The sequence below is a fragment of the Halosimplex litoreum genome (assembly GCF_016065055.1).
Classification (GTDB): Archaea; Halobacteriota; Halobacteria; order Halobacteriales; family Haloarculaceae; genus Halosimplex; species Halosimplex litoreum.
Map to the genome: position 1 here is coordinate 2181521 of NZ_CP065856.1, position 19537 is coordinate 2201057.

Genomic DNA, 19537 nt, shown 5'->3' on the forward strand with positions numbered 1-19537 from the left:
GCACCGCGCCGGTCGACGCTGAAACGCGGGGGTTATGCCCCTCGCCCGCGTGGATCCGCCGATGACAGCAGGGCTCGACGCGGACGTGGTCGGCGCCGACGCGGCCGCCGACCGCCGGGACGAACTTGTCGCCGAAGTCACCGACCACGCCGGCCGGATCGCGCGCGAACTCGCCCGACTCCAGGGCGGCGACTACGGCAGCCGCGAGTTCGACACCGACCGCGCCACCTGGACGCTCAAGTACGAGGGCGGCGACGTCGACTACCTCCGCTTCGACGGCCGCGGCGACGACGTCTACGTCGTCTCCACCAAGCAACCCCCCGACCCCGAAGACCTCGCGCGAGCGATGGCCGACTACGACGCCTTCGTCGACGCCTTCAACGACTACGTCCGCTCGCTCGACGGCGTCCTCGACGACACCGCCACGGAGTTGCCCGCAATCGAGTCCGTCGACTCCGTGGTGGAAGCGCGCGAGCGCATCCTCTCGCGGATGCGCGAGACCTGCGACCTGATGGCCGAGCAGCTCGACCGCGTCGAGGGCAACGACTACGGGACGTTCGCCGCCCGTGTCGGGAGTTCCCGCTGGGAACTCAAGTGGGAGGAAAATCGTGCCAGCTACCTCCGCGTCGGCGGCGAAGGCGGCGTGTATCTCCTCTCGCAGTACCAGCCGCCCGCCCCGAAGGACCTGCGCGCCCACGCCGACGACTTTCCGGGGTTCGTCGACGCCTTCAACGAGCACGTCTCCGAGATCTCCGAGAGTCTGGACACCGTCGAGTTGTAGTTCGAGGTGTCTGTTTTGTCTCGTTTTCCGCCCGCTCGTTCTGAGTAACCACGACCACAGCAGACAGCACGCGTTGAACGCCCTCGACCCGCTCGCTAGCAGTCGACTCGACCGCACTCGATGGAGACCGCACGCGTTGAAAGCCCTCGGCCCGCTCGCTAGCAGTCGACTCGACCGCACTCGACGGCGACAGCACGCGATGAAAGCCCTCGACCCGCTCGCTAGCAGTCGACTCGACCGCACTCGATGGAGACCGCACGCGTTGAAAGCCCTCGGCCCGCTCGCGGTCGCTGAGCGGGATATCCGCGCTCTCCGCACCGCCCGCGCGGATAGTGCCCGCTCAACCGACCACGCAAGCGCGAGCGGGCGGTCGGCTCCGCCGACCGCCACAGTCCGTGGCGGCTACGCCGCCACGCGCGCCTCGCCCTTTCAGTCCACCAGGACAGCACCGCGACTGCCCCGCACAGCACCGCAAACGGCCACATACCTCCCCAGCCGATTGCGCTTCTCGCAAGCTGCGATGCTCATCCCTCGCGCGATTTCGTCGCGCGCACGAGAGCGCGCCAGCGTCAGAGCAATCTCTGACGGCCCATCGGAATCGCTTGCGATTCCGAGACGACAGCACGCGCCAGTACGGAAAATCAGCCAGCTACAGTTCCACGGCGGTCGATTCCGACCGTTCGGCGATCTCCTCGGCGGTGAGCTCGCGACCGGCCTCCTGCGAGAGGTAGATCCCCTCCATGATCCGCATGGAGTTGAGCGCGAGGTCGCCGGTGGGGATGGGCTCGCCGTCCACGTCGCCCTCGATGGTATCGATCCAGTGGGCGAACTGGTCGCCGGTGTCTTCGGTCTCGTAGCCGTCGCCGGCGATGAGGCCCTGGCGGCGCTCGTACTCGTCGAGATCGAGCGAGACGGTGGCCTCGTAGTCGCCGGTCGTGGTGTAGAACTCGAAGGGGTCCAGCTGCAGGCCTCCCTGGGAGCCGGCGACGACGCTGGGGCGGTCGGGGAGGTACATGTGCCAGGCCGCCCGGAGTTCGAGGACGGAGCCGTCGGCGAGGTGTGCCATCCCGACGCCGGAATCTTCCACGTCGTAGCCCGACTCGTCGAGGCGGCCGGTGTAGGTGTCGCGGTTCTCCCCCACCTGCTCCGCCGCGTAGGCGTCCTCTGTCTTCTCGAAGGTCGCGCCGCCCACCCGCTCCACGTCGGCGTTGCCGAGCAGGTACAGCAGTTGCCCGAGGACGTAGGTACCGATGTCGATGACCGGGCCGCCGCCGGCCGAGTCCTTCGAGACGAAGCCGGGGGTGCCGTAGCCGTCGATGTACGGACGGCCGCGCCGCCGGGAGAAGACGCCGCGGGCGTAGTAGGGCTCGCCGAGTTCGCCCCCGTCGACGAGGCGGCTGGCCGCGCGCGTCTCGTCGTCGAACAGGTCGTAGTTCTGGACGCCGATGTGGACGCCAGCGGCGTCGGCGGCCTCGGCCATGGCCTTCGCGTCGGTGTAGGTGGCGGCCATGGGCTTCTCGGTGAAGATATGCGCCCCCGCGTCGGCGGCGGCCTCGGCGACGGGGCGGTGGAGGTTGTTGTGGACGCAGACGCTCACGGCGTCGACGCCCGCGTCGTCGAGCATGTCCCGAAAGTCGCCGTAGACGGCGGCTCCGTGGTCGGCGGCCAGTTCGGCCGCCGCCTCCTCGTCGATGTCCGCGACGGCGACCACGTTCGCGCCGTCGACCTCGCCGTAGGAGTCGGCGTGGGCCACTCCACGGTTGCCCGCGCCGACGATACCGATATCGACTGTCATAGGTGTCGATCGGAGCCGACGGAAAAGAACGCGTGCTTCCCGGAGAGGGTCGCCCCGACTCTCCAGCCGTCGCGGTCCGGCTACTCCGCGACGACGACCACGATCCGCTCGCGCTCGCTCTCTGCGGGACAGTCGTCGGCGCGCTCGACGGGGACCGGCGCGCTCAGCGACTCGACGACCGCCTGTGGCGCCAGGATCGTCACGTTGGCTCGCAGCCGGCCGTTCCCGCCGACGCTCGACGGGAAGTACGACCCGTCGGTCCCGTAGAGGACCGGCGTGTCCGTCCGGTTCGTCCCGTCGAAGACGCAGGCTCGCGCGGGCGGGAACGAGATCTGCTCCCGGTAGCGGAAGTCGTTGTCGACCGTCGCCGAGCCGACGACGACCGGCGTCGGTCCGTCGCCCTCGGTGGTTTCGGGCAGCTCCGCCGAGGCGTGGACTGTCGTCTCGTAGGACAGCGGGCTCGTCCCGAGGTCGGCGGCGACGAGCGCCCCGCCCGCCACGGCGACCACGACGACGACGGCGACGGCCTCGCCGCGACGGAGCCCGTAACGGCGTTCTTCGACGACGTAGACCGCGCCGAGCAGCGCGACCAGCGCGAGCACGACGAACGCGAACGTCCCCGCACCCCCGAAACTGTGCGTCGACGCCGCGTAACCGGTGGCCCCGGCGACCAGCGCGGCGTACAGGAAGATCAACCCCTGTCGGAAACGCGTCGTCGCCGCGCCGACCAGCGCGAGCGCCGCCGCCAGCGCGAACAGCGCCGACTGGACGGTCACCGACAGGTCCGGCCCGACTCGCCGCGCGAACACCGCCACCGCGGCTGCAGCGGCCAGCGCGGCGACCAGCTCCCCGACCCGCCGGCCGAGCGTCCGGTCGCTCATCGACGCGCCCCCCTGCCCGGACCACGAGACACTGCAGGCACACTCCCGAGTTTATATCAGTACTACAAAGTACCTGCGACAGCCGCCGGGGCGGGCGATCCTCGGTGGCGTCGCTGCGGCGGTCACTCGACGAGCGCGAGCGACTCGCCGGCGTCGGCGCTCCGGCGTGCCGTCTCGACGATCCGATGGGCCTCGCGACAGAAGGCGGGGTCGCTCGGTCCCTCGGGGTCGGCGTCGGTCTCCAGACAGTGGACCAGATACGAGACCAGGTCGCCGTCCCGCTCGGGGAGTTCGTCCGGTTCGACCGCGTACCCGTCGGGCCGCTCTGTGGTCGTCACCCGGATCGGCGTCCCGCGCTCACGGGTGCTGATCGCCCCCTCGGTCCCGACGACTTCGTACCCCGTCGGCGGCTGGGGTTCGGTCTCCCAGGGATGACTGAGCAGTCGCCAGTTCGTCCCCAGCGTCGAGAGTCCGTCGTCGTATCGGCAGACCGTCGAACTCTGCACGTCGACCGACAGGTCCTCGGGGACGAACCGCTCGGCGGTCACCCGAGCGGGCAACTCGCCCCCGCGTAACCACGTCGAGAACGTCGCACCGTAGCCCAGGTAGTCGAGCATCGATCCGCCCTCGTCGGCGTCGTAGAACCACGAACCCTCGGGCGGTGCGCCGGCGTTGCCGCCGTAGTACTGCACCTCCCGCACCTCGCCGACGGTCCCCTCGTCGACGAGGCGCTTGACCGTGTGTTTCACCGGGTCCCACGTCGACGGCCAGTTGATCACGAACAGTTCGTCCTCGACCGCGTCGAGCATCCGGTCGCAGTCGGCGAGCGTGTGGGCCATCGGCTTCTCGACCGCGAGCGCGTCGATACCGTGCTCGACGACCCGCTCGACGAACCTCGCGTGCTCCGCATTGCGCGGGCAGCCCAGCACTACGTCGGGGTCGGTCGCTGCGAGACAGTCGTCGAGACCGGAGAAGACCGCCTCGTCCGGAATCTCCAGTTCCTCGACGGCCCGCTCGATCGACCCCGTGGAGGTCCGGGGGCGCTCGTCGCAGACGCCGACGAGTTCGGCGTCGGGGTGGTCGCGCACCCACTCGAGGTTGCGGTTCTGGTGCATCTGGTCGAAGTTCGCACCGACGAATCGCCAGGCCATGCCCGGGGTGGGGCCGCCACCGACGTAGGCGCTCGGGTCCCGGATCAGGCCGCCCCTGCTCGCTTCTCACGGGCGACCGTGTAGCCGACCACGACGACGATCCAGACGCCGATTCCGAGCATGAACAGCCCGAACGGGACGGTGTGGCCGAGGTTCTCGGCGAAGATGTACCCCTGAACCGCCGCCAGCAGCGCCATCGTCGCGACGGTGACGAACCCGAGCACCGACGGGTCTTCGGGCGGGTCGACGCGGCCCGCTCCCTCGACGAACAGCAGCGTCGCGGCCATCAGCGCCGGCAGCGAGACGACCGCCACCGGCTTCGACGCGAAGCCGTCCGGCTCGCCCGACGCCGAGAAGTGGATCGCCAGTTCCGCCGGGAGCCGATCCCACAGTGCCAGCCCCGCAAGCAGCGTCCCCGCGATCAGCGAAAGCGACAGCCAGTCGGAGCGGTCGAGTCGGAGGGTCATACCGGCCGTTCTCGCTCGCGCATCAAGAATATATTTGGCTCGCTGCGGGAAATCGGCGCCGAGGGCGCCGGACGCTCAATCGCCCGCCGCCGACTGCCCGCCGCCACCGTTCCCGCCCGACAGCGGCGTCCGCTCCACGACCGTTCCGTCGTAGGTCGGGTACTGCTCGACGATCTCGCCGCTCTCGACGTCGCCGTCCTCGACCATCTCTTCGAGCAGCCACCACGCGACCTCGACGTGTTCGGACTTGACCGTGTAGTACTCCTCGGGGACGCCAAGCGCGTCCATGCGCTCGGCGTCGGCCCACGTCTTCCCGTACACGAGGGTGCCGTCGTCGGTGATCTCGTCGAACGGCCGCCGGAGCGTCCGGGCCATCCGCTTGAGCCGGCGGCGGTGCTGGGCGGCGTCCTTGAAGACGCTCGTGCAGAAGTACACCCGCTCGTGGTCGCCCATCTGGTCTAAGATCTCCTCGCGCGGGCTGTCGACGGCGCTCATGTGCTCGTCGCGCAACTCGAAGCCTTCCTCCTGCATCCGGCGGTAGTTGCCGTCGGACATCTCGAACTCGTTGATATTGCAGAAGTCGGCGGCGCCTTCGTCGAGGAAGTCGATGAACTCCTGTTCCGGGCGGATGCCCGGGATCTCGAAGGCGGGGGTCAATCCTTCCTCGCGGGCGACGTAGAGGATCTCCTCCCACTCGGTGCCGTGGAGGTCGCCCCACTGCTCGTACGGCGGGTGGAAGCGGATCTCGTCCAGACCCGCCTCGGAGAGCCGGCGCATGTTCTCGCGGCCGCCGGTGATGCCGGTGTAGAGGTGCGTGTGGAAGTCCTCGCCGTACTCGTCTTTCAGCAGGGAGAGATAGCGTGTCGTGCGGCCCATCGCCTCCTGGGGTTCGCCGCCGGTGATCGAGGCGCCCAGCGCGTCCATGCGCTCGGCCTCCTCCAGTACGTCCTGGTCGGACTCGACGGGCCGTTCGTTGGCGTAGACCTGATTCACGTTCTTGCGGTTCTCGCCGAGGGGGCAGTAGAAACAGTCGCGCTGGTCGCAGTAGCCGTAGACGAACAGAACCATCTTCCCGCCTTTGGCGCACTGTTCGCAGCCCTCGGATATCATTGCCCCTACCTATCCCGTCGAGCGGGAAAAGTCGTGCGTTCCTGGCCGCGGGGTGGCAAGCGATGGCGTCCAGAGGTGGCGACGTGGTCCCGCTCGCGGCTGCGCGAACCGGAAGCACCGGCCGCGAGCGCGAGTCTATTAGGGACGCGCCCGCTGGACACTGGCAGTGAACCGGACCGGGTCGCACGACGAAGACGAGCGGTCGACCGCGACGGGACCTCGACGTGGCTGACTCGCCCGACCGCCGCGAGCGCCTGCTGTGGACGGTCGCGATCTTCGCCTTCGTCACGACCGACGCCGTCGGCTTCCAGCTCAGAGGCGCCCTGCTGCCCAGCATCGAGGACAGCTTCGAGGTCTCCCAGGCGCTGCTCGGGCTCGTCGCCACCGCGGGTACGCTGGGTTTCGTCGCCTCGGTGCTGGTCGTCGGACTGGTCGCCGGCCGCATCGACATCTATCGCGCCCTGCTCGGCAGCGCCGCCGTCGTCGCCGTCGGCGCCGTTCTGACGGGGATCGCGCCGGTCTTCCTCGTTTTCCTCGCGGCGCTCTTCCTCCGCGGAGTCGCCACGGGACCGTTCCGCGCGCTCGACCGCGCAGTGTTGGGCCACCTCTACCCCGACGGCCGCGCCCGCATTTTCAACCGCTACGCGCTCGTCTGGGCGGCCGGCGCCGCCGCGGGGCCGCTTGTCGTCACCGCGGCGCTGGCGGCCGGGAACTGGCGGTTCGCCTACGGCGTCGTCGCCGTCGGCTTCGCCCTTTCGGTGGTGTTGCTCGCCCGGCTGGACCTGCCCGAGTCCGTCGCGGCCGAGCGCGAACTCACTCTCGACGACCTCCGGGAAGTCCTCCGCAAGCCCGCCGTCGCCGGAACGGTCGGCGTGCTCGTGTTCAACGGCGGCATCGAGGGGACCCTGTTCACCTGGCTCCCCTACTTCGCCGGCCGGCAACTGCCCGCCGCGGAGGCCAACCTCGTCCTCTCGGTCTTCCTCGCGGCGTACGTCCCCGGCCGGCTGGCCTACAGCTACCTCGCCGACCGCACCGGCCGCACGCTCGATATCGTGCTCGTGACGCTGACGCTCACGATGCCCGCCCTGCTGGCGACGATTTACCTCGCCAGCGGGCGCTGGCTGTTCGTCGCCGTCTTCGCGCTCGGGCTGGTGATCTCGGCGACGTTCCCGACGCTGTCGGCGTTCGGCATGAACGCCGCTCCGGAGTACAGCGGACCGGTCAACGCACTCACCACGAGCGCGGGGTACGTCGGCATCGCGCTCGTGCCGCCGCTGGTCGGACTGCTGGCCGAGCAGGTCGGCCTGCGGACGGCGCTCGGAATATTGCCCGTCCTGCTGGCGGCGATGCTCGTCGTGGCCGGGGTGACGCGCGTGTACCAGGCTCGGCGCGGCGCGCCGACGTGAGCGGACCGTCCGGTGGGACACCCCAGACGACCCCGCGATAGAGCCCCGAAGACTGATACAGGCCCGTTGCATACGCCCGATCGATGCTGCTGGTCCTGTGCGTGGACCTCGACGACGACCTCGGTCGCAAGACGGGCGTCGAGACGCCGGTGGTCGGCCGCGACGCCGTCGAGGCCGCGGCCGTCGAGCTGGCGACCGCCGACCCCGAGGACAGCGACGTGAACGTCCTCTTCGAGGGGCTGCACGTCGCCGACCGGATCACCGACGAGTCCGTCGAAGTCGCGGCGGTCACGGGCGTCGACGGCAGCGACGTGGCCGCCAACCGCGTCGTCGGCGAGGAACTCGACGAGGTGCTCGCCGGCCTCGTCACCGGCGAGGACGTGCGCGCGGTGGTCGTCACCGACGGCGCCCAGGACGAGTCGGTGCTGCCGGTCATCCGCTCGCGGGTGCCCATCGACGGCGTCCAGCGGGTCGTCGTCCGCCAGGCCCAGGATCTGGAGTCGATGTACTACACGATCAAGCAGGTGCTCGACGACCCCGAGACCCGCGGGACGATCCTCATCCCCATGGGCATCCTGTTGCTCATCTACCCGCTGTCGCTGTTGGCCGAGCGTCTGGACATGCCCGGTGCCGTCTTCGGCGTCACGTCGGCGCTGATCGGTTTCTACCTGCTGTCGCGAGGGCTGGCACTGGGCGAGCGGCTGGACTCGTTCGTCGACCGGATCCGCGAGGGGCTGTACGCCGGCCGCGTCTCGCTGGTGACGTACTTCGTCGCCGGGCTGCTGTTGATGATCGGCGGGTTCACCGGCGTCCAGACGGTCCAGAACCTCCAGGCGGGAGCGGCCGACGCGCTGACGGTCATCGACGTGATCGCGGCGATGGTGTACGGGTCGCTGCGCTGGTTCGCCGCCGCCGGGGTGACCAGCAGCTTCGGCCGCGTCGTCGACGGCTACATCGACGGCGAGTTCGAGTGGCGCCACCTCAACGCGCCCGTCTACGTCCTCGCCATCGCCTTCATCCTCCACGGCGTCACCAGCTTCGTCCTCGCCTACGGCGACCTGTCGTACCTCGCGTTCACCCTCACCGGCGCGACGCTGCTCGGCCTGGCCAGCACCTTCGCGTTCGCGCTCGCGGAGTCGCGGTTCGGCGGCCGCGCCAGGCCGACCTAGGACCGCTCTCGGGACTGACTTACCAGAAAGCCACAGCCGGCGATCAGGACGACGACGCCGCCGAGCAGAAGGGTCCCGCTTCCGACCGCCGTCCCGACGACGATCCCCGTCCAGGCGAACCCGAAGACGCCGTGGGCCAGCGCGAACAGTCGCCGACCCCGCCGGTAGAAGACGACCGCACCGAGCAACAGCGCGCCCGCGAGGACGACCGCCGACAGCGCGACCGGCCGCACGCGCAGGCCACCGACCGGGACGGGCCCGACCAGCGGTTCGAGCAGAAAGGTCAGCCCCGCGAGGCCGACGAGCGTCCCGATGGCGGCCGGTCCGAGTTCGATGTCGAGCGTGTCGGTCACGACCCACCGTTGGGACCGGACCGGAGTGAACGTTCCGACCGGTCCCGGACACGACGGACCGCGACCGCCGTCTGCGACGGTCTCGACTCCGGCGACGGTACTTTTATCGCGCCTGCCCCGCTACCCGAAGTCGTGTCAACGATCGGACTATGGGGTGGTCGGAGGGCCCGTGGTGGGCTGCGACGGTGGCCCCCGCCGGTCGCTCGAGGGGCTGGAAACCGACGATGACGGGCGGGGAGTCGGGGCCAGCCGACGGCGGAGCGGGGGGTGAGGCCGCCGTCGACGCGGTCGTGGCGCGTCGGTGTGTCGCCGTGGCGCTCGCGGACGGCCGCGTCGCCGACGCGACGGGCCCGCTCGACGACGTTCTGGGGGTCGACCCGGCGGTCGCGGTCGGTGAGGCGGACTTCTACGACGGGCTCGCGGCCGCGTCGACCGACGGCGGGCCGGTCGAGCGGATCGCGGCGGCGGCCGCCGAGGGCACGACAACCGACGGGACCGTCGTGGCGGTCGAGACCGATGCGGGCCGACGCGTGTATCGCCACGTCGGTCTGGCGTGTCCCGCCGACTCGGTCGCCGACCGCGCAGAGGTGTTCGAGGACGTGACGCGGCTCCGCGAGGCGGCCGACCGGCTCGACCTGTTCGAGACGCTCGCCGAGCGCGCACGGGACGGCCTGTTCGCGACCGACGGCACGGGCAGGGTCGTCCACTGTGCCGAGTCGTTCGCCTCCTGGCTCGGCGCCGAGCCGGCGACGCTGGTCGGCCGACGAGTCGAGCGGTTCGTCGCCGAGCGCGAACGCCCCGCGTGGGCGACCGCGGTCGCCGACCTCGACCCCGAGACCGAGCTGACTCGCGAGTTCGAGTTCAGGTGGCGGGGCTCGCGGGTCGGACTCTCGGTCGCGCTGACCGGACGGCCGGGCGGGGGCGTCCTCGGCGCGGTCCGCCGTCCCGGACGGGAGGCCGAGCGGGCCGACCGCGCCGAACAGTACCGGACGCTCGTCGAGAACGCCGCCGACCCGATGTGGGTCGTCGACGCCGACGACCGGATCGCCCTCGCCAACGCGGCGATGGGCGAGTTCCTCGGCCGCGACCCCGCGGACCTGGCGGGGCTGGCGGTGAGCGACCCGGTCCCGTCCGAAGCGGCCGACCGGATCGCCGCCGCCCTGGAGACCGTTCGCGCGGGCGACCGGCGCCGGTGGCACGACACCGACCTGCGACTCCCGGACGCGGACGGGCGAGACCGCCGGTTCGAGGCCACGTTCGGGCCGGTGCGGGCCGACGGGGCGGTCGTCGGAACGGTCGGCACGTTCCGAGACGTGACCGAGCGCGAGCGCCGCCGGACGGAGCTCGAACGGCTCCGTCGGTTACTCGCCGGCGTCGTCCGCACGGACATCGCCGACGGTGTCCGCGAGATCGGCGAGCTGGCCGACCGCCTGATCGAGGCCGTCGACGGCGAGCCCGCGGCGCTGGCGGGGTCGATCCGCGACCGCGCCGAGGCGATGGCGGCGCTTGTCACCAAGACCGCGGCGGTCGACCGCATCGTCGACACCGACCCCGAACCGACGACCGTCGCCCTCGAGACGGCCGTCGATCGGGCGGTCACGTCGGTCGACGACGGTTCGGCGGCGACCGTCGACGTGGACGTGCCGTCGGTCGACGTCCGGGCCGTCCCGGTCGTCGATCTGGCGGTGCGCAACCTCCTCGAGAACGCCGTCGAGCACAGCTCGACGAGCGATCGGCCGGGTGCCGATGACGCCGTCGAGCACGGCTCGACGAGCCCTGCTTCGCAGACTCGACAGGACGCGCTCGCTCACTCCGGCGAGGAGCCGACCGTCTCGGTGACGGCGACGGTCGCCGAGCGGTCGGTGACCCTCTCGGTCGTCGACGACGGCCCGGGGATCCCCGACGCGGAGCTGGCCGCGCTCGAACGCGGCGCGGAGACGCCGCTGGAACACGGCAGCGGCGTCGGCCTCTGGCTCGTCGAGTGGGTCGTCACGAAGTCCGGCGGCGACCTGTCGTTCGAGACCGACGACGGCACGCGCGCGGCGATCCGGTTCGACCGCGCCGACGCCGCGACCGGTCCGCCGAACGGCTCCGACGGCCAGGGGGCGACCGTGGGGGGGCCAGACGACGCCGACGTCCACGCCTGTCACCTCGACCCCGATCGCTCGGCGACGGCGCGGATCCGCGATGCCGCCGCCGCCGTCAGGCCGACCGTCACGGTCGAGCGCGCCGAGGGCGTCGACGGCGCCGTCGACGCGCTCGCGACCGGCCGCGTCGACTGCCTGGTCACCGACCGCCTCGACGACCCCGGCTGGGACCGGCTCGCCGACGCGGCCGCGGCGGCCGACGCCCCGATCGTCTGCTACGCCGGCGCCGCCCACACGGCCGACGAGGCGCGTCTCACCGCCGTCGACAGCCTCGTCGAGAAGGGCACTGGGACCGCCCCGGCCGCCTTCCTGGTCGAGAAGCTCCTCGCGCTCGTCGGCGTCGACGCGCCCCGAGAGCGGGACGCCAAAGCGGGGGCGACCGGAAGCGACACCGACACCGGGGCCCCGGAGCCGTCCGCTGGCGACCCCGCTCGGCGGTCCGCCGGTGCGGCCCTCCAGGTCGCGACCGACCCGGCGACCGTGACTCGCGTGCCGGACGACCACCCCGGATTCGCCGACGCCGTCGACCCGCCGGCCGGCGGCGAGGGCGCGGCGCTCGTGCCTGCGACGGCCGGGGCGAGTCGACGCCGTGTCGGCGAGTGGAACCTATCGCTGTCCGTCGACGACGAGGACCTCCAGGTGCGCTACGCCCGGGACCTGACGCCGGCGGTCGCGCGCGAGCGGCGGTGTGCGCTGCTGTCGGCGCTGGTCGACCACGCCCGCGACCGCATCTCGGTCGTCGACGCCAACGGCGAGGTGGTGTACCACAACGAGGCGTTCGCCGACGCGCTGGGCCACGAGGACATGGTCGGGGTCCACTCGGCGGAGTTCATGGCGCCGGGCGAGCTGGAGAAAGGGCAACTGGCCGTCCAGCGACTGCTCGCGACGCCGGAGCTGGACAGCGAGGCCCTCGACGTGGCCTTCGAGACGGCCGACGGCGAGCGGGTCACGCTGGCGGTCCACTTCGCGGTCCGACGCGAGGCCGGCGAGTACGCCGGGGTCGTCAACGTCGCTCGCGACGTGACCGGCGCCGCCGGAGATCCGCGACTCGAACGCGCCCGGACGCTCGTCGAGAGCGCCGGCGACCCGATGTTCGTCGTCGACGCCGACGGCCGGCTGGCGCTGGTCAACGAGGCGCTCGAACGCCTGCTCGGTCGCCCACGGTCGTCGCTGCGGGGCACCCGCGTCGAGGCGGTCTTCTCGGCGGTCACCGCCGACGACGGCCGAACCGGCGACGGCGACCGGAACCCGGACGGCGGCACCGACGAGTGGTGGCGACCCGCCGGCCCAGACCGGACCTTCTGTGCCCGCGTCCGCGGCGCCGACGGCGACCGCCACCGCTACGAGCTGACCGTCGCCGACCCCGACGCCTTCGACGGGGCCGTCTGCACCTGTCGGGAAGTCACCGCCCGCGAGCGCCGCGCCGCGGAACTCGCCCGGCTCAAACGGGTGCTCGGTCGGGTCCTCCGACACAATCTCCGCAACGAACTCACGCTCGTGACCGGCCACGCCCAGCTCGTCGCTCGCACACTCGCCGACGGTGACGACACCGCGGCCACCGGTATCGACGGTGCCGACGACACCGCGGACGCGACCGACCCGATCGCGCTGGCGCGGTCGATCCAGCGCGCGGGCGCCGACCTCGCGGCGACCGCTACGACGGCCCGCGCGGCCGAGCGGGCGCTCGAACCCCACGACACCCAGCGCGTCCAGTCGCTCTCGACGGTCGTCGACGCGGCCGCCGAAGCAGCCGTCGAGCACCGCCGACCCGTGGCCATCTCCGCGTCCCTCCCGGACGCGTGTTCGGTCGTCGTCCCGCCGTCGCTCGTGACGGCGTTCGAGGCGCTGTTGGGTGCGCTCGCCCGAGCGAGCGAGGCCGACGCTCCGGTCGTCCGGATCCGAGCGAGCGAGAGCGACGGGTGGGTCGAGATCCGCGTCTCGGTCCCGGACTCGCGGGTCGACCGCGAGACCGTCGCCCCGTTCGTCGCGCCGCCCGAGGCGGCCCTCGACCACCATCGTGACGCCGGCGCCTGGCTGTTCGCCTGGGTCCTCGACCGCGCTGACGGGCGCGCTCACCTCGACGAATCGTCCGAGTCGCCCGCCGTCGCCCTCTCGCTGCCCGCCGCCGACGACGCGACGGCGGGCGAATCCACGACGGAGTGACGCGCGGTCCAGCGACACGCGTTCGCCCCCGGCGGGCGCCGCCCGGGCGATAGCAACGACCATGAACGTGGCAACTGATCGATCTGTATGGTCGGATTCGACTTCCGTGGTTGTTACGGGTCGGGGGCGACGGACGGAGCGAGGGCGACGGCCCACGCACGACCGGGTTCCGACGCGGCCAGCGGCGGCGGGCGTGCGACCGACGAGGCGTCGTCGGTACCGGCGTCGCTCGGTGCCCTCGGCCCACGACTGGCGTCGCCGGTCGGAACCGCCCAGGACGGCGAGAACAACGTCTGGATCGCCGACTCGGGGCACAACCGGCTACTCGTCGTCGACGACGAACTGGAGCGACTGCTCGCCACCGTCGGCGGGGTCGGGACTGCGCCGGGTCGGTTCGACCTCCCGATGCGGCTCGCACACCACCCGACCGACCGGGCGATGTACGTCGCCGACACCGGCAACGGCCGGCTCCAGCGGCTCGAATACGAGTACGACGGAGCGACGCCTCGTGTGACCGCCGCCGAGGCGTTCGCGGCGGACGGTGGGTTCCACCCGAACGGCGTCGTCGCCCACGAGTACTGGGACGGTGTCCGGGTGATCGCGGCCGACGAGTTCTATCGGGAGGGCGGCGACCTCCGGAGTCGGCTGGTGGTCTTCGACGAGTCGGGCGAACAGATCCGGTCGATCCGCACGGTCGGCGACGACAACCCGACGCCGCTGTACTGGCCCCAGGGGCTCGACACCGACGACGAGGGCCGGATCTACGTGGCGAACACGGGCTACGGGGTGCTCGCGGACGGTCCCACCGGGCCGCCGAAGCTCGCGACGGTCGTCCGCTGCGACCGGACCGGCGCCGCGGCGCCCTTCGAGGGACTCGCCGACGAGACCCTCGCGGAGCTGCCGATGCCCCGCGACGTGGCCGTCGTCGGTGCAGGCGCCGACGCGCAGATTTTCGTTCCCGACGCGGCGACCGGACGGATCCACGCCTACACGAGCGTCGGCGTCCCCGACGGCGCCGTCCCCGAAGACGGCGAGGACATCCGCGCCAACGCCGCCCTTGAAGACGGGATCGGGATCCCACGCGACGGCGCTCGGCGAGGTGACGAGTCCGTCCCGACGGACGCCGGCGGCCAGGACCGATTCCGCGGTCCGGTCGGCATCGCCGGCTTCGAAGGGGTGTCGGTGCCCGATTCCGACGCCGACGACCCGACGCTCGCGGTCCTGACGAGCGAGGCGCTCGCGGGGCGGGTCGGCGCCTACGCCGTCGACGTACACACCGAGTCCGCCCGGCGCCTCGGGGCCGTCGGCGCCCCGCGCGACCGGACGGGGCAGTTCTCGGTCCCCACCGGGTCGGTCGTCGTCGCCGACCCCGAGTCGCCGCTCGGTCGCTGCGCGCTCGTCGGCGACGGCGCGAACGGGCGCCTCCAGCGGATCGCGTTCGACGGTGCTGCCGACGAGAGCGACCCCGCCGCCGCAACCGACGGCGGTCGCGTCGCCAGCGGCGGCGACCGCGGCGGCGCTCGCGCGGGCGGCCGCGTCGACCCGGTAGCGCTGCCCGCGACGCGGTTCCCGTTCGGGTTGGCCTACTGGCCCGCCGGCACCGGTGGCGGGGGGCGGCTATTCGTCACCGACTACACCGCCCACTATCGGAACAGCGACCGGTCGGGGCAGATCCACGTCTACGCCGTCGACGAGGCGCCCGCCGGCGGGGGCGGTGAGGGCACCGACGACGGGGCGGGCACGGGCGTCTCGCTCACCCTCGTCGACTCCTTCGGCGCCTGGGGGATGGGCGACGGCGAGGTGAAGCTCCCCCGGGGGATCGCGATCGACCCGCAGGGCGAGGGGGTGGCCCGGGTCTGGGTCGCCGACTCGGCGAACGGCCGGGTCGGCGTGTGGGACTACGATCGGGTCCTCGACGGGGCCGATCCGCTGGGCGACCGCGGCGGGTTCGGCCACTACGACGGCGGCTTCTGGAACCCCTCTGACGTGGCCGTCGGCGAGCGCGGCGTCTACGTCGCCGACGAGAACAACAACCGCCTCCAGCGGTTCGACGGCGACGAGTGGCACCCCGTCGGGACGCCGGGCTACGACGGCGGCCACGAGTTCCTGCTTCCCATCTCCGTCGCCGCCCGCGACGGCCATCTCTTCGTCCTCGACCTGGTGAGTCGCTCGATACGGGTGTTCGCCGAGGACGGGAACGCCGAGGGCGGCCTGCGTCCGGTCGACGAACACCGGGCGTTCGGCGGCGACGCCGCCGCCGGGGAGCTGTGGCTGCCCTACCTGCTGTCGGTCGGCGACGCCTCGGACGCGCCGGGCGTCGACGTCGTGGTGCCGGACTCGACGCTGCACGTCGCACAGCACTACACGTGGGGCGGGGCGTAGAGCGAGTGCCGCGACTGGTCGGAGCGAGCGCTGAGAGATGCGACGGCGGAAAACGCGTGTGTGAGTCCCGGACGATGCCGTCTAGGACAGCTTCTCGATGTTGTCGACGATGGCCTCGGCGTACTCGTCGGTGCCGAGCTTCTCGGCGTCGTCGAGCTGGCGTTCGAGGTCGTAGGTGACCTTGCCGGAGGAGATAGTCTCCTCGACGGCGTCGCGGACGAGGTCGCCGGCGTCCTTCCAGCCCATGTAGTCGAACATGAGGCGCCCGGAGAGGGTCATCGCGGTCGGGTTGGCCTTGTTCTGGCCGGCGCGCTTGGGCGCGGAGCCGTGGACCGGCTCGGCGAGCACGCGGGCGTCACCGAAGTTGGCGCCCGGTGCGATGCCGAGGCCGCCGATCTGGGCGCCGGCGGCGTCGGAGAGGTAGTCGCCGTTGAGGTTCGGCATGGCGAGCACGGAGAACTCGTCGGTGCGCAGCTGCATCCACTGGAGCATCGCGTCGGCGAGTCGCGACTCGACCATGACGGCTTCGTTCGGGATGTCGATCTCGTCTTGGGTCTCCCACAGGGAGTCGGGGGCGGCGAAGACTTCCTCGTCGGGGTACTCCTCCTCTGCGACCTCCATGCCCCACTCGGTGAACTGCCCCTCGGTGAACTTCATGATGTTCCCCTTGCCGACCAGGGTGACCTTGTCGCGGTCGTGCTCGAGGGCGTAGTCGATGGCCTTGCGGACCAGACGCTTGGAGCCGAACTCCGTGATCGGCTTGATGCCGATGCCGATCGGGCCGTCGTGCATGACGTCGTCGAAGCCCATCTCGTCCTCGACGAACTCGCGGACCTGTTCGACTTCCTCGGTGCCCGCTTCCCACTCGATGCCGGCGTAGACGTCTTCCGTGTTCTCACGGAAGGTGACCATGTCCATCTCCTCGGGGGCCTTCATCGGCGACGGGACGCCGTCGAGATAGTACGTGGGTCGAACGTTCGAGTAGAAGTCCAGCGTCTGTCGCAGGGCGACGTTCAGCGAACGGAAACCGGCGCCCACGGGCGTCGTCAGCGGGCCCTTGATGGCGACGCGGTGCTCGTCGATGGCGTTGACGGTGTCGTCGGGGAGGTTCTCGTCGTACTTCTCCCGGCCGGACTCGCCGGCGTAGACCCGCATCCAGGAGATGTCCCGGCCTGTGGCGTTCGCGGCGGCCTCCAGCACCTTCTGCGCGGCCGGCCCCACGTCCTTCCCGATGCCGTCGCCGTGGATGATCGGGACGATCGGATTCTCCGGCACGTTCAGTTCGTCGGCGTCCTCGTCGACGACCTCGATCGGCGTTCCGTCAGCCGGAACTTCAACCTTGTCGTACTCGTATTCCATACGCCGCCATTCCACGTTCGGGCCTAAAGGATTGCCGTTTTCCTTGAGGCGATTTCGACGGAACGCGACCCCACGAAACTCGAGTTTGTTCGGGATCGTGGAACGATATTTCGACGATGCCCGAGGGGGGTGTCGACGATCCCCGCGCCCCGTGGGGAAGATTTATCAACGAGACTGAGGAACGACCGCCTATCAGGGGGTGATGTGGTGAGCAAATACCTGCACGGACCGTCGACGGTCGTGATAGCCGCCGGCGAGGGCGCGGTAGACGAAACCGTCCTCGACGCGGTCGACCGGTGGTCGTTCCCGTCACCGGTGACGAGCGACGTCGTCCGCGCGGCGGCGGCGACCGACACCGATCCCGCGGTCGAGGCGGTCGCGGTCGCCGACCGCGCGAGCGCGCTGGATCGGCTCGCCGACGACGAGTCGGTCGGCTGTCTCGTCGTCGACGACACCCTCGCCGACCCCGTGGACTGCGTCGCCGCCGCGACCGACCGGTACCCGGATCTACCGGTGGTCGTCTACGCCGCCGACGGCGACGAGTCGCTCGCCAGCGCGGCGACGCGGGCGGGGGCGTTCGCCTACCTCCCCCGGCCGGCCGACCCGGCGGTCTCGACCCACGAGACGCTGCTGGAGACCGTCGCCGAGGCGCTGGCCACCCACGACAGGCGCTACCGCGCGGCGACCGACAGCGACATGCTCGACGCCGTCCTCTCGGAGCTGGAACTGCCGCTGTACGTCAAGGACGAACGGGCCCGCCACCTGAAGATAGCCGACGTACACGGCGCGCCCAGTCCCGCCGAGGCCATCGGCAAGACCGACTGGGAGCTGTACTCCTGGGACGAGGAAGCGAAAGTCGAGGCGCTGGGCGACGACCGGCTCGTCATCGACGAGGGCGAGGAGATTCGCGACCGCGAGGAGCGCCACGGACCGCCGGAGGCCGGCCGCTGGCTCCGCACGACCAAAGTACCCTGGCGCGACGGCGACCGAACCCGCGGCCTCGTCGGCGTCACGCTCGACGTGACCGACGAGAAGCGACAGATCCGCGACCTGCGGGCGCAGAACCGCCGGCTCGACGACTTCACGAGCTTCGTCGCCCACGACCTGCGCAACCCGCTCCACGTCGCGATGGCCTACCAGGAGTTCGTCCGCGAGGGCGACCCCGAGGCCGCCGAGCGGGTGAGCGACGCTCTCGACCGGATGGCGGAACTCGTCGAGGACGTGAGCGAACTCGCCGCCTCCAGCGGTACCGCGCCCGCCCCCGTCGGCGGTGTCGAGGTCGGATCCTTCCTCCAGGTCGTCTGGGACGAGGTCGCCACTGCCGCGGCGACGCTCGAGATCGACCTCCCGGCGGAGACGATCCTCTACACCAACCGCCTCCAGCTGAAGCCGCTGTTCGAGAACTGCTTCGAGCGCTGTCTCGAGCGCGCCGGTCCCGACGTGACCGTTCGCGTCGGGTCGACCGACGACGGCTTCTTCGTCGCCGACGACGGCCCGCCCGTCCCCGACGAGGAGCGCGAGGAACTGCTCGAAGCCGGCTACAGCACCGCCGCGACCGGGACCGACCTCGCCATCGTCTCGGAGGTCGCCGACACCCACGGCTGGGACCTCCGGATCGGCGAGAGTCGCACGGGCGGCGCTCGCTTCGAATTCGGCAACGTCCTGCTGGTGACCGACCCCGACCCGCTCCCGGGGACCGGCCGGACGCGACCGCTGACGACCGGCCGGGACGTGGGACAGGTGCTCAACGCCGGGGAGTCCTCGCACGACGAGTCGGTCGACCGCTGGACGCTCCGCGCGGCCGGCGACAACCTCCTCGGACGGGTCAACGAGTGTCACTTCCGGTGGGCCTCGATCCGTGGCCCTTGCCGCGTCGAGGCGCGTCTCGACGAGTTCGACGCGCCCGCCGACCGGAGCAAAGCCGGCGTGATGCTGCGCGACGACGCCAGCGAACCGGCGACGTTCGGCTACATCGGTCGGACCGGCGACGGCCGCACGGAGGTCTGCTGGCGGACCGCCGACGGCGAGCCCACCCGCGCGCAACTGCTCGAGAGCGGCGAGCGCAACGTCGAGTGGTTCGCCATCGAGCGTACCGGCGACCGCGTCACCGTCTTCGTCTCCCCGAACCGCGAGGAGTGGCACGCCGTCGACCAGCGCTCGGTCGCCCTCGACGACCCGATCTGCGGCGGCCTCACCGCCTGCTCGACCATGATCGGCGCCTACTGCGAGGCCACCTTCGACCACGTCTCCGCCGTCGAACTCGACGGGGAGTGAGGGGTGAAGACGAGGCTTCTATCAGCAGACATCGACTACAGCCACAGCGACCGCACGACAGCTATCACAGTGACAGCGACCGCAAACAGCGTGAAAGCC

The 19537-nt window shown here is 71.3% G+C and carries 13 protein-coding genes; 6 read left to right on the forward strand and 7 right to left on the reverse strand.

The genetic code is table 11. From position 1 onward, the window contains the following. The first annotated feature begins 61 nt into the window (after nucleotides 1-61). Entirely contained in the window at nucleotides 62-781 is a 720-nt protein-coding gene (locus I7X12_RS10860; protein WP_198060103.1) for a hypothetical protein, read from the forward strand. A gap of 649 nt (nucleotides 782-1430) precedes the next feature. Here the strand turns inward: I7X12_RS10860 and I7X12_RS10865 are convergent. The 5 genes from I7X12_RS10865 to I7X12_RS10885 all read right to left on the reverse strand — a co-directional run bounded on the left by I7X12_RS10865 (nucleotide 1431) and on the right by I7X12_RS10885 (nucleotide 6185). Next, nucleotides 1431-2576, reverse strand: coding sequence for a Gfo/Idh/MocA family protein (locus I7X12_RS10865; protein ID WP_198060104.1), 1146 nt, complete (start codon nucleotides 2574-2576; stop codon nucleotides 1431-1433). Between the two features lie 80 nt (nucleotides 2577-2656). Continuing rightward, nucleotides 2657-3457, reverse strand: coding sequence for a hypothetical protein (locus I7X12_RS10870; protein WP_198060105.1), 801 nt, complete (start codon nucleotides 3455-3457; stop codon nucleotides 2657-2659). A 122-nt stretch (nucleotides 3458-3579) separates the two neighbouring features. Then, complete coding sequence (locus I7X12_RS10875; protein WP_198060106.1) at nucleotides 3580-4608, reverse strand: Gfo/Idh/MocA family protein; 1029 nt, start codon at nucleotides 4606-4608, stop codon at nucleotides 3580-3582. Between the two features lie 44 nt (nucleotides 4609-4652). Next, the gene (locus I7X12_RS10880; RefSeq protein ID WP_198060107.1) at nucleotides 4653-5075 is read right to left on the reverse strand and encodes a DUF1648 domain-containing protein; all 423 of its coding nucleotides are present in this window, start codon (nucleotides 5073-5075) and stop codon (nucleotides 4653-4655) included. A 75-nt stretch (nucleotides 5076-5150) separates the two neighbouring features. Continuing rightward, a complete protein-coding gene (locus tag I7X12_RS10885; RefSeq protein ID WP_198060108.1) occupies nucleotides 5151-6185 on the reverse strand; it encodes a radical SAM protein in 1035 nt (344 codons plus the stop codon). A 224-nt stretch (nucleotides 6186-6409) separates the two neighbouring features. Here I7X12_RS10885 and I7X12_RS10890 point away from each other — a divergent pair, with 224 nt between their 5' ends. Both I7X12_RS10890 and I7X12_RS10895 read left to right on the forward strand, forming a co-directional pair. Then, entirely contained in the window at nucleotides 6410-7591 is a 1182-nt protein-coding gene (locus I7X12_RS10890) for an MFS transporter (RefSeq protein ID WP_198060109.1), read from the forward strand. A gap of 83 nt (nucleotides 7592-7674) precedes the next feature. Beyond that, nucleotides 7675-8760, forward strand: a complete 1086-nt coding sequence (locus I7X12_RS10895) for a DUF373 family protein (RefSeq protein WP_198060110.1) — start codon at nucleotides 7675-7677, stop codon at nucleotides 8758-8760. On the opposite strand, the gene I7X12_RS10900 is transcribed toward I7X12_RS10895, so the two are convergent. Further along, on the reverse strand, nucleotides 8757-9113 hold the full coding sequence (locus tag I7X12_RS10900) for a hypothetical protein (protein WP_198060111.1): 357 nt from the start codon (nucleotides 9111-9113) through the stop codon (nucleotides 8757-8759). The two genes, I7X12_RS10895 and I7X12_RS10900, sit on opposite strands and share 4 nt — an antisense overlap. A 224-nt stretch (nucleotides 9114-9337) precedes the next feature. Here I7X12_RS10900 and I7X12_RS10905 point away from each other — a divergent pair, with 224 nt between their 5' ends. Next, complete coding sequence (locus I7X12_RS10905) at nucleotides 9338-13423, forward strand: PAS domain S-box protein (RefSeq protein WP_198060112.1); 4086 nt, start codon at nucleotides 9338-9340, stop codon at nucleotides 13421-13423. An 87-nt stretch (nucleotides 13424-13510) separates the two neighbouring features. Further along, the gene (locus I7X12_RS10910) at nucleotides 13511-15805 is read left to right on the forward strand and encodes an NHL repeat-containing protein (RefSeq protein WP_198060113.1); all 2295 of its coding nucleotides are present in this window, start codon (nucleotides 13511-13513) and stop codon (nucleotides 15803-15805) included. An 81-nt stretch (nucleotides 15806-15886) separates the two neighbouring features. Here I7X12_RS10910 and icd read toward each other — a convergent pair whose 3' ends face one another. Beyond that, a complete protein-coding gene (icd, locus tag I7X12_RS10915; RefSeq protein ID WP_198060114.1) occupies nucleotides 15887-17164 on the reverse strand; it encodes an NADP-dependent isocitrate dehydrogenase in 1278 nt (425 codons plus the stop codon). A 207-nt stretch (nucleotides 17165-17371) separates the two neighbouring features. On the opposite strand from icd, the gene I7X12_RS10920 reads away from it, so the two are divergent. Then, entirely contained in the window at nucleotides 17372-19438 is a 2067-nt protein-coding gene (locus tag I7X12_RS10920) for a PAS domain-containing protein (RefSeq protein WP_198060115.1), read from the forward strand. Nucleotides 19439-19537 lie beyond the last annotated feature (99 nt).

Excerpts from the sequence above, each read along its gene's own strand:
- I7X12_RS10860 (WP_198060103.1), top strand. The coding sequence starts at position 62 with ATGACAGCAGGGCTCGACGCGGACGTGGTCGGCGCCGACGCGGCCGCC.
- I7X12_RS10865 (WP_198060104.1), bottom strand. The coding sequence starts at position 2,576 with ATGACAGTCGATATCGGTATCGTCGGCGCGGGCAACCGTGGAGTGGCC.
- I7X12_RS10870 (WP_198060105.1), bottom strand. The coding sequence starts at position 3,457 with ATGAGCGACCGGACGCTCGGCCGGCGGGTCGGGGAGCTGGTCGCCGCG.
- I7X12_RS10875 (WP_198060106.1), bottom strand. The coding sequence starts at position 4,608 with ATGGCCTGGCGATTCGTCGGTGCGAACTTCGACCAGATGCACCAGAAC.
- I7X12_RS10880 (WP_198060107.1), bottom strand. The coding sequence starts at position 5,075 with ATGACCCTCCGACTCGACCGCTCCGACTGGCTGTCGCTTTCGCTGATC.
- I7X12_RS10885 (WP_198060108.1), bottom strand. The coding sequence starts at position 6,185 with ATGATATCCGAGGGCTGCGAACAGTGCGCCAAAGGCGGGAAGATGGTT.
- I7X12_RS10895 (WP_198060110.1), top strand. The coding sequence starts at position 7,675 with ATGCTGCTGGTCCTGTGCGTGGACCTCGACGACGACCTCGGTCGCAAG.
- I7X12_RS10905 (WP_198060112.1), top strand. The coding sequence starts at position 9,338 with ATGACGGGCGGGGAGTCGGGGCCAGCCGACGGCGGAGCGGGGGGTGAG.
- I7X12_RS10910 (WP_198060113.1), top strand. The coding sequence starts at position 13,511 with ATGGTCGGATTCGACTTCCGTGGTTGTTACGGGTCGGGGGCGACGGAC.
- icd (WP_198060114.1), bottom strand. The coding sequence starts at position 17,164 with ATGGAATACGAGTACGACAAGGTTGAAGTTCCGGCTGACGGAACGCCG.